This is a genomic window from Polaribacter staleyi (genome assembly GCF_038024045.1).
GTDB classification, from domain to species: Bacteria; Bacteroidota; Bacteroidia; order Flavobacteriales; family Flavobacteriaceae; genus Polaribacter; species Polaribacter butkevichii.
In genome coordinates this window covers 2,847,113-2,857,469 of the sequence record NZ_CP150665.1, presented here as the reverse complement: position 1 = coordinate 2,857,469, position 10,357 = coordinate 2,847,113, and the positions used below count along the sequence as shown (strand labels likewise).

At 32.2% G+C, this 10,357-nt stretch carries 7 protein-coding genes; all 7 read right to left on the bottom strand.

What is annotated here, in order from left to right; all coding sequences use genetic code 11:
• Positions 1 to 32: 32 nt before the first annotated feature.
• Positions 33 to 1,484 (bottom strand): hypothetical protein, encoded by a 1,452-nt coding sequence (locus WHD07_RS12155; protein WP_343328621.1) that lies wholly within the window; start codon positions 1,482 to 1,484, stop codon positions 33 to 35.
• Between the two features lie 173 nt (positions 1,485 to 1,657).
• Positions 1,658 to 2,782, bottom strand: a complete 1,125-nt coding sequence (locus WHD07_RS12150) for a hypothetical protein (RefSeq protein ID WP_343328620.1) — start codon at positions 2,780 to 2,782, stop codon at positions 1,658 to 1,660.
• Positions 2,783 to 2,930: 148 nt separating this feature from the next.
• Positions 2,931 to 3,938, bottom strand: coding sequence for an L-rhamnose/proton symporter RhaT (locus WHD07_RS12145; protein WP_343328619.1), 1,008 nt, complete (start codon positions 3,936 to 3,938; stop codon positions 2,931 to 2,933).
• 41 nt (positions 3,939 to 3,979) lie between these two features.
• Positions 3,980 to 4,303, bottom strand: a complete 324-nt coding sequence (locus WHD07_RS12140; RefSeq protein WP_343328618.1) for a hypothetical protein — start codon at positions 4,301 to 4,303, stop codon at positions 3,980 to 3,982.
• Between the two features lie 269 nt (positions 4,304 to 4,572).
• Positions 4,573 to 6,672, bottom strand: coding sequence for a glycoside hydrolase family 127 protein (locus tag WHD07_RS12135; RefSeq protein WP_343328617.1), 2,100 nt, complete (start codon positions 6,670 to 6,672; stop codon positions 4,573 to 4,575).
• 280 nt (positions 6,673 to 6,952) lie between these two features.
• Positions 6,953 to 8,431: a sulfatase-like hydrolase/transferase gene (locus tag WHD07_RS12130; protein ID WP_343328616.1), complete on the bottom strand. Its 1,479-nt coding sequence runs from the start codon at positions 8,429 to 8,431 to the stop codon at positions 6,953 to 6,955.
• A 42-nt stretch (positions 8,432 to 8,473) separates the two neighbouring features.
• Complete coding sequence (locus WHD07_RS12125; protein ID WP_343328615.1) at positions 8,474 to 10,333, bottom strand: CRTAC1 family protein; 1,860 nt, start codon at positions 10,331 to 10,333, stop codon at positions 8,474 to 8,476.
• Positions 10,334 to 10,357: the final 24 nt, after the last annotated feature.

Genomic DNA, 10,357 nt, shown 5'->3' with positions numbered 1-10,357 from the left:
ATATAGTACTGATAAAAGGATTCACTAGAAAATTACATTTCTAATAAATCTAAAACGTGGTTTACTGATTTAGAATCCCTTACCACTAAAACAATCTTAGTAATCATTTTTTTTATTGAAATTGAATACTGAAGCTTTAGTTCTTTTAAAGGATTTACGGCTTCTAATTTTATTTCTTCTACTATTTTTCCGCTTTTATCCTTTAAAAGCAATAAAGATTGTCCTTCTATAAAAACGCCATAAGAACCTTTTAAAACTTTAGTTTCTTTATTAATCTGTAATTTTTCAGTAATAATACCCGTAAGGTTTACATCTAAAATTGGTGAGCTTTCTATTTTGGCTGCTCCATGAATTTCTTTGTATCTAAAACTTTCTTGTGGTTGTAGTGTATATAAAGGTGTTTTTACTTCCGTTTCTAAATACCCTGTTTCTAAACCACTACAAAAAATAGCCATGTTAATTCCGTGATCATATTCTAATGCCTCATTATAAGGTTCCATAATTTTTACAAAAGCGGTGTTTGTAATTTTGTTTACATAGCAAATCCAAGATTTGGATGAAATAATATGCAAACCCGCCATTGCATTATAATCGTATTCAACTTCATAAATTCCGGGAGCAACTTCTCCTTTCCAATTTGTACCTTGGTTAAAGTATTTTTTGACATCTTCTGGATTATTTTTATCAATCTTAAAACGATTTCTATTGATAAAGTTCCATCGTTGTTGTGGCGTTGCAGATATTTCAAATTGAGCGCCACTTGGTAATTTTAAGTCTTCTGAAAAAGGGATAAAAGCACTAAAATTATGTCCGTCTTGCAGTTTAGCATCACTCCAAGAAACATGCTGACTAGAAATCATCAAGCCTTTTTTAATTGTTTTATCTCCCACATTTTTTAAAGTATGGTCTATAAACACCAAACTAGAATTAGGTTCTATATATAAACTTCTAGCATATTGAATTTTTTCATCAACCTTTTCTGGGTATAAAAATTTCTTTTCTTTTCCATAATAAAAAGGAACTGGTAATTCTTGCACGCCAGATTGTACATCAATTGTTTTCTTTCCTTCAGAATTTTCTCCTATAGAAACGTTATAAGGCGCATCACCAATTACAACAGGTGGCGGCCAACGGTTACTTTTGTTTCCGTTTTTATCTATCGAGGAATTTTCAATAGGAGTTGGCACCAATCGATATCCGCCAAAGTTTCGCCATTCATTCATTTTTACTTCATCTGAAGTACCAAAAGACTTGCCAAATAATTTAGGATTTACCCATAAAGAAGGAACATCGCCTAAGTTATATTCTAAAATTCTACCTGCTGCTTCGGGCACAACGGCTAAACTGATGTATTTGTTTTTAGCAACATACACATTACTCCACCCCCAATTATTGTAATTTTTTTCTATGGAAATAGTTTCTTTTTGTTGCGAATAGATACTTATTACAAGGAATAAGAAACCATATTTTATGATTGTTTTCATTAAAAGGATTGTTTTAAGATTAACTTTAGTTACCTATTTTTCTATAACTTTAGTTGAAGTCATAAAAAGAATAAAGTGCAATATTGTAATAATCTTAAAGTAAAAAACACCTAATAATACCTCTTAATACGTCAATTTTACCAAACTTAAAAGGCGATGTAAATCAACTAATTTTATAAAGAAGCTTTGTTTTCTTTCTCGAAATTTCGCAAAACTTTCTGTTGTTTTGTAGATAATTGCTGGTTTTTTAAAAACCAATACACTCTTCTTGCTTTGATAAAATCTGATGATAAGAGCGGAAAAACATTTTCAATTACTTTTTTAGAATGGGGGTTTTTAGTTTGCATTACATCTAAAAAAGATGAAATTTCTTGATAAGAATTCAATTTCGAAACTTCAGCACTTAAAGTATCTAAATACGGAGTTGAAATGGTGTATTTAATTGATTTTAAAGATCTAATTACGGCTAGTTTATGTGCGGTTTTACCTTTAAAAAACAGGTATTCTGTTGCCGAAAAATAGGTGTTTGAAGGTGCTTTTTCTAAATAATTAAAAGTAATTTTTAATAAAGATTCTTCTTCTAAAACTCTTTTTGTAATACTGTTGATAAAAGGCTGTGAGTACATTTTTCTTCTAGCCAACTCTTGTAAGACAACCTTAAAATACGTAGGCTTTTCAGCAACCAAAAAAGCATGTAATTGTTGCTCTGTTAGAGATTTCCCTGTAATTTCTTTAATCTTCTCAACAACATCTCCATTTGCCCAATGCCATAAAGTATAACATGTTAAAGCTGCACCAGGAACGGTATCTTTTTCATCTAGTTCTAAAGCGGTAGCTCCAGAAACGGCATCAGATTCTTCATCATGTTCATCTACAACGGTTAAAATTTCATCAATATAAACCTCTTTAAAAGGAGAATCTTTATTTACTAAAACGGAATGTAGTTTTTTATAATCTTCAGAAGCAAATACCTCATCTTCATATTTTTCTAAAGTGGCACCTTTTTCTAATTCATATTTTTGATAATCGCCAATGGTATTCCAAAAAATTCTTACAGGAATTACCTTACAAACCTGTTCTAAACAAATTACAGATTGCACATCCATATAATAGGAAGTTGGAAGTCCGTTTTTATCTAAAACCTGATTGAGTATAATTGTTACAACTTCTTTTTCTCCAGGATGTTTTACTGCTATTTTATGCTGAATTGTTTTCTCTTTTTGTTGAGAAACACCTAAGCTACCTATCAAAATAAATGGAACAACTAACCAAAAATATGTTTTTATAAAATGTATCATTTATTTTGAAGCGTATTTAATCTTTACTAAAATAACCTCTTTACACATCAATGATGTTACTCACTGTAAACCAAAAGTAGTTATCCGTAAATAGCTTAAATTCTAACCTGTTTACAAATAACTACTCTAAAATTATAAACTATTTTTTTTAAGCAACACTATTAGAATACCCAATAATAATAACGGCTATTATTAAAACCAAAAGCCCAAGTAACATAATGTTAAAAGGTTTTTTTGCATCTTTCCACTCCTTGTTAATATACGCCCAAAAGTTACCAACTATAAGTGATAATCCTAACAATATAGGCCAACCTATTACTGCACCTAAATCTCCCATTAACGTTGCTCCTTGGCCGTAAACACCTAAGGCACCAAACCATAACAACGCTGCTATAATTGACCACATATACGCTTTGCCTGCATTAGGAACTGAAAAAGAATTCCAAGTTTTATTCTTAGCTAATAAAAAGATAGCATACCCAGCATTTACAATAAAACCACCCCAAAGAACCACTACCCAAATAGCCAAACTACTATTTCTTGCAATAGCTCCTTTAGAAATCGCCAAAGCACCTATTTCTCCTCCTTTATCAAAACCAATTGCCAAAGCAGCAGATAAAAGTCCGCTTAAAACAGCAATGGTAATTCCGGCTTTAAGATTTACTTTACCATCTACATTATCTATCTTTAAAATTTTGTCTTTTAAGATGCCTGCATACGCGGTAATAGCAACACCAATTAGCATTACAATGACACCTGTAACAATATATGGAAACGATGCCAACTCTGTTGGATTCTCTAAAGCGAAGAAAGGAATTAAACTACCCGCTGCTGCACAAACTCCCATTACAATTCCGTAGGTTAAAGACATGCCGATATACGGAATACTTTTTCCAAATAAGATACCTCCAATTCCCCAAAGGGCACCAAAAGTCATAGCTAACAATACAGCATCTATAGACGCATTAGAAAGCACTGTAAATAAATCTGGAACCACCATAAGCCCCCAAACTGTTGGTACAATAATTAATGCAAACACTGAGTGAACAAGCCACCATGCTTCCCATTTAAGAGGTGCCATAAATTTCATACCAAGGCCAAATGAACCTTGAAAAATACTCGCAAAAATGACTAAAAAGAGTGGTAAAAATTCCATATTTATAATTTAGTTAGATTTTTAAATTGAATGATTTGAGATTATTCTTTTACTTCCATAAACTCTACAGGCGCTCCGTTATGCTCAATAAAAGCTACTCGTACTCCTTCTCCTGGTGAAAATGTAGGTACTAAAATTTTTCGGCCATCTAAAGCTTCCTCAATATTATCTACAAAGTAAGCTACATGAGGCATGGTTTGCATCATCTTTGGCATGGGACTGTCTTCATCGAATTTTACCCATTCGATTTTATATTCATCTTTATCAAATTCTGTAAAATGGATTTTTCCTGGTTCATAAAAACCATCCCAATTTTTGTCTTCTGTTGTAGGAATTCCGATATGACTAAATGTGTAATTCATCATTTTTATCTTTTATTAAAAGTTATTTTTAAATTAATTTATCTACTATTAAAAGCTAGCAAACCTCTTTTTTATGATAGGCGAACCCAAAGTGTGAAGTGTTTACGCTTTTAAAATTTAATTTCTAGAACACCTAGTTCATAAACCTTATCAACCAGGTGTTACTAAAATTTATTGTTTTAATATCAATGAGTTATGCAGGTAAAATATCAATCTTCAATCAAAAAAAATTATTAATTATGACCCTTTAACACCTCTTTTTTATCTTTATATTACTTCATTAAAACAGGCACCCAAACGGTCATTTCTGCTTCTCCTCTATTTGCCCAAGCAAAATAAGGTACAAATTGAGCGTTGTAGTTTTCCCATTCCATGTTTTTCATTTCACGGTACATTCCTTCTTTTTTGTCTTTACGAATTTTAATATTTCCGTTAATTGTTGAAATTCCACCTAAAAATTCAGGTTTGTACGTAGCAGTTAATTTAGAAGTCACTGGTAAGTAAACGTCTAAAATATCTGTGCCTTTAGGTAAATCTGGAGATTCTACACAATACACAACCGGACCTCTTTTAATTGCTGCTTGGTTACGCACTTCTTCAATTAAAGGATTCCCTTCTAACAATTTAACTTCCATTGGCATTTCTAAAGAAATAACATCTCCTTTGTTCCATTTTCTATTAATTTGTGCATAAGTTCCTGGTTTTACATCCACTTTTGCATCAGAACCATTCACCTTAATTTTTGATCCAGAAGCCCATTCAGGAATTCTTAATAACATATCAAAAGCCTCTTCTTTACATTCTTCTATGGTTACTTTTACAGAACCTTTCCAAGGATATTGTGTTTCTTGTTTTAATTTTAATGCAGAACCATCTAATAACTTTGTAGTTAATAAGTTTCCTCCATATAAATTAACTGCAACACCTTTATTTGTTAAACTATATGCCCAACCAGATACTTTTGCAATAGTACGCACCAAGTTTGGTGGACAACAAAAACAAGGAATATATGGCTGACGAACATCAAACTCTGTATCATTTCCTGGGTCATAACCATCATGACTTACACGCAACGGATTTGCATAAAAATAATCTTTTCCTTCTACACTAATACCAGACAAAGCACTATTAAACAAAACCAACTCCATAGTATCTGCATATTTAGATTCTCCATGTAAACCAAGCATTCTGTAACTAAACATAGAGTTACAAACATTTGCACACGTTTCATTATACGCGGTTAAATTAGGCATCATATATTCATTTATAAAACCTTCATGAATCATGTCTACATGCGAAGACGCACCGTGATGCGTTTGCCCAACAGCACCTGTTACATACATTTTTTTATCAACCACATTGGTCCATAATCTGTCTAAAGCATCAATCAATTCTTGTTCGCCTGTTTCGGCAGCAACATCTGCAGCACCTGCATAAAAATACAACGCCAATACAGCATGACCTTCGGCAGTTTTTGATTTTCTTAAAGGCGTACGTTCTTGTACCATGTCTCCAATAAATTTATAACTTGCAGTTGCATCAGGCACTACTTTACTCTTACCTCTCATATTGATAAACAATTCTGCTAATTCTAAATATTTTTTATCCTTTGTAGTTCTATACAATTCTACCAATCCCATAATTTGAGTTTGATTAAATCCAAAACGTTTTAGATGATCTGGTTGTGGCATAAATACTTTATACAAATGATCTGCATGCTTAATTGCAATGTCTAAAAAGTTTGTTTTCCCCGTGATACGATTATGTATACATGCACTTGTATACAAGTGACCACTATTGTACATTTCATGATATTGTCTATCTCCAAAACGTTCTAAATCTGTAATCTGAACTTGAGTTTGCAAGTAACCATCAGGAGCTTGTGCTTTTCCTATAATCTCAATATAATCATCTAAATCTTTAAGAATTTTTTCATCTTTATTCTGAGCGTAGATATACATAGACGCTTCCATCCATTTATAGAAATCGCCATCATGCCATTTCATTCCTTTGTGCTTCCCTTCTTTTAATCCTGCAGCAATTTTAAAATTGTTTAACGCAAAACCAACATCTCCTGTTAGTAATTCGCCCATGTAAGGCACCATGGTTTCTTCTGCAACTTTAAATTTATCTGCCCAAAAACCATCGGTCCATTGGCAATCTCCTATGTTAATGCTCTTAAATTTCACATTAGGACTATTCGTATTATTAATGATACCTTTATTGGTATCTAACGTATAGTCTGCACTTGTTCTGGTATTTGTTGCCAAAAGAGTACTACTTTTTGACACTTTCTTTTCATTACATGAAGTAATTAGCAATAAGCTAAAAACTACAATTGATAAACGGTTTACTATTTTTAGTTTCCTCATTATTTATATTGGTTTAGTAATTGTTTTAGTTTATTTTTTTAATCTTTTTTAATTTTAATAATAGCTCGTCTTCAAATCTATCAATAAGCTATAAAATTCATGTCTTTAAGGGTACATTAGAGGTGTTTTTAAGTAATTAAAACACTACAAATCAATAGATATAGTAAGGTTTTTCTGTTTTTTTTGAAACAGAGACTTTTTAAAACAAAAAAAGGGCAAAATAGTAAGATTCCACCCGTTTTATAACTCCTTTATAAGCACAAAATAGTGTTTATAAAATCTATTTTTTAGAAGGTAAATCTACTAACATATCCACTTCAAAAGTTTCATTATATTCTGGCATTCTACCATCATTCCATAATTCTTCATCTTTTGCTGAATAATACCATAAAGGTTGTACAAAACCTTCGGTCCATTTTTGTGTTTCCGCTACCATTTTTTTAAGACGTTCTGGGTATTTACCAGCCATATTTTTCTTTTCGCCAATATCTTGAGTAATATTTGTCAATCGCCAAGGTTCATTACCCATTCTTGTAATTTTCCAATCGCCTAATCTTGCACCAACATCACTAAAACCATGACGATATCTTAAACAGTAAATCATATCATCTTTATGTGGTTCTGTATTGTTTTTTACAGCTTCAAAAATATCTTTCCCATCTAATTTTTTGTCTTTCGGAATTTTAGCATTCGCTAAATTTGCAAACGTTGGATAGAAGTCTAAAGACGAAACAGGAAAATCGAATTTCACCCCTTTTCCTAATTTTTTTGGATAATGGAAAAACATTGGCACCCTATAACCACCTTCCCAAGCATCTCCTTTCATCCCTTTAAGCGGATAATTATTGGCTCCGTGATCAAAATTACCTCCGTTATCACTTAAAAACACAATTAAAGTATTCTCATATTGATTGGTTTCTTTTAGCTTTTTCACAATCTCCCCAACTCCTCTATCTACCGCGTACACCATAGCGGCATAGGTTCTTCTATCTTTGTCTTTAATACTGGCAAAAATCTTTAAATCTTCTGCTTTTGCTTCTAAAGGAACATGTGGCGCATTGTACGCCAAATACATAAAGAAAGGTTCTTTTTTAGTGGCAGCTAATTCTATATCGTTTATAGCTTCTCTAGTTAATGCATCTGTAATGTATGCTGTCTCTTTTACTTCTTTGCCATTATGTTCTAGCGGAAGAATATAATCGCGAATTTCTTTATTCCCTGCTTTTAATTGTTTCTGATAATCTTTCTGATATTTTTGTGGAAAATAATTATGTCCTCCACCAAGAAACCCATAATAATTATCAAATCCTCTTGTATTCGGATGAAATTTAGGAGCACTTCCTAAATGCCATTTTCCAAAAGCACTTGTACGGTACCCAGCATCTTGCAGTACTTTAGACATATAGGTTTCATCCGTTGGAATCCCCATATTATCCGCATCGTTCATACTAGAATTACTATGCAAATTAAAAGCAACTCCCATTTCATGCGGATAACGCCCTGTTAATATTGATGCTCTACTTGGGCCACAAAAAGGATGTGCCACATAAGCAGAAGTAAAAGTGACTCCATCATTTGCTAATTTGTCTAATTCTGGTGTAATAATATCTGTAGATCCATTAAAACCAACATCATTATAGCCAAGATCATCACACAATACAAATAAAATATTAGGACGCTCTTGTTGTGCTGTACAACCTATTACGGATATAAAAAATACAAAGAACACTAGTTTAAATTGTTTAAAAATCTGTTTCATAATATGATATAATTTAGAATGATATTTAACACGTTTTTATTTTTAATTATTGCCCATAACAACCGTTCTATTGGTTGCTTTTACTGTCTTTTCTAGAACTTCACCATTAGAATAGGTAACTTTTACTTTTACAGATTTGCTACAATCTCCTAATCCGAAATGTACAAAAGTGTTGTGATTTAAAGAATACTGAGAAGATGAAGTACCTACTCTTTGCCTTTGTTTGTTACCACAAGAAGAAATGGTAACTACAGCTCCTAAAGGAGAAATATTTGACTTTTTAGCGTTTTTAACCTCAACCGTGAATGCTTTATTTTCAGGAGCCATTTCATTTTTAAACAAGTGCCATTTACCTCGTTCTTGTCCAATAACAACATCTACTTTTCCATCTTTGTTATAATCGATACTCTCAACAGCCATTCCTATTCCACCTAAATCATTGGTCATAATATTATGTCCTTCTTTTGCTCTAAAACCAGATTCCCCGTTGTTTAAATACAAAATAGATTCGTTGGCATATACCAAATCTCCTCTTCTAATAACCAATAAATCCTTGTAACCGTTATTATCATAATCTGCAACAGTAACTGCCATAGTATGGGCTTCTAAAAATACGTTTGCTTTTTTAGTAACATCTACAAACTTAGATCCTTTATTTTCTAATAAAATATCATTTAATGCCTTTGGATGTGCAGATTCTTTGTAGTTTTTTACGTTATGCACAACTCCTGTTGCTGGTGCCCAAAGAAAACCACCAATTCTCCATTTCTGATTGCCAACATAACCAATATACCAACCTTTTTTCTCATTGTAATTAGGATTATCAGGAAAACCCAAAGCATCACTTACGACCAAACTGATGTCTTTACCAGAATGTGTTTCTCCTTCAAAAATATAATCATAAGAAGATTCTCCAATGTAATAGGTATCATTATTGGGCCATTGAGATTGAAAGTTTTCCATTTCTAAAACTTCTCCAGAAACAAAATCATCTAATTTTAATTCGCCTCTTTTGCTATAAAAACCTAAATCTTTTGTTTCTTTATTGTAAAAAGTTTCTCCTTTTTTAAACTCTAATCCTCTGGTGAAAAACAAATCCGTATCACCATCATTATCGTAATCTATTTCTGCAATTCCAGTTACATCATCAATATCATAAGGCAGTACTTTTTTGGTAACGTCTTTAAAGGTTAAGTCGCCTTTTCCCTGATACACAATTACATTTTTATTGCCGTATAACAGCAAATCTATAATGTTATCATTATTAATATCTGTAAGCAAGGTTTTTTGTCCGTCTACTTTACTTGCAGGTAATGTTCCGTGTAAAATGAGTTCTCCAGAACCATTGTTTTCATAAATGTAGTTTTCACTTGCCCCTTTTTTTGCGCCATCAGGAAATGCAAAATTTAACAAATCTAAATCACCATCATTGTCTAAATCTACAAACTTTACCGTTCTACCACGCATTAATGCCAAAGGTTCAGTAAAATCTGCTACCGGAATAAACTCTCTTCCTTTAACTTTATATATTTTAGAATTTCTAGCATTACTTCCAGAACCTCCACCACGAGACATAATTACCTCTAAATAACCATCATTATCAAAATCGCCCACAGAAACTCCGTGCAAATCGCCCATAATAATATCAAAAGGCTTTGCAAATTTTCCTTTATTATTCCATTGTACTTGAATTCCGTATCCATGATCATTTATCAATAAATCTGGATACCCATCTTTGTCTAAATCTGCCACCACAGGAGCATCCCACTTCCTTAAATTCTTTTCTTGCCTTGGAAATTCTTTAGAAACTTCTTTAAATGAACCACTTTGAGCATTTGATATATTTACTGCTAAAAGCGATACAATAATCCCTAATAAACCAAGGTTTTTAAATTTATTCATAATACTATTTTGATGAAATTTTTA

Coding starts and splice junctions, on each gene's coding strand:
- WHD07_RS12155 (WP_343328621.1), bottom strand. CDS start 1,484: ATGAAAACAATCATAAAATATGGTTTCTTATTCCTTGTAATAAGTATC.
- WHD07_RS12150 (WP_343328620.1), bottom strand. CDS start 2,782: ATGATACATTTTATAAAAACATATTTTTGGTTAGTTGTTCCATTTATT.
- WHD07_RS12145 (WP_343328619.1), bottom strand. CDS start 3,938: ATGGAATTTTTACCACTCTTTTTAGTCATTTTTGCGAGTATTTTTCAA.
- WHD07_RS12140 (WP_343328618.1), bottom strand. CDS start 4,303: ATGATGAATTACACATTTAGTCATATCGGAATTCCTACAACAGAAGAC.
- WHD07_RS12135 (WP_343328617.1), bottom strand. CDS start 6,672: ATGAGGAAACTAAAAATAGTAAACCGTTTATCAATTGTAGTTTTTAGC.
- WHD07_RS12130 (WP_343328616.1), bottom strand. CDS start 8,431: ATGAAACAGATTTTTAAACAATTTAAACTAGTGTTCTTTGTATTTTTT.
- WHD07_RS12125 (WP_343328615.1), bottom strand. CDS start 10,333: ATGAATAAATTTAAAAACCTTGGTTTATTAGGGATTATTGTATCGCTT.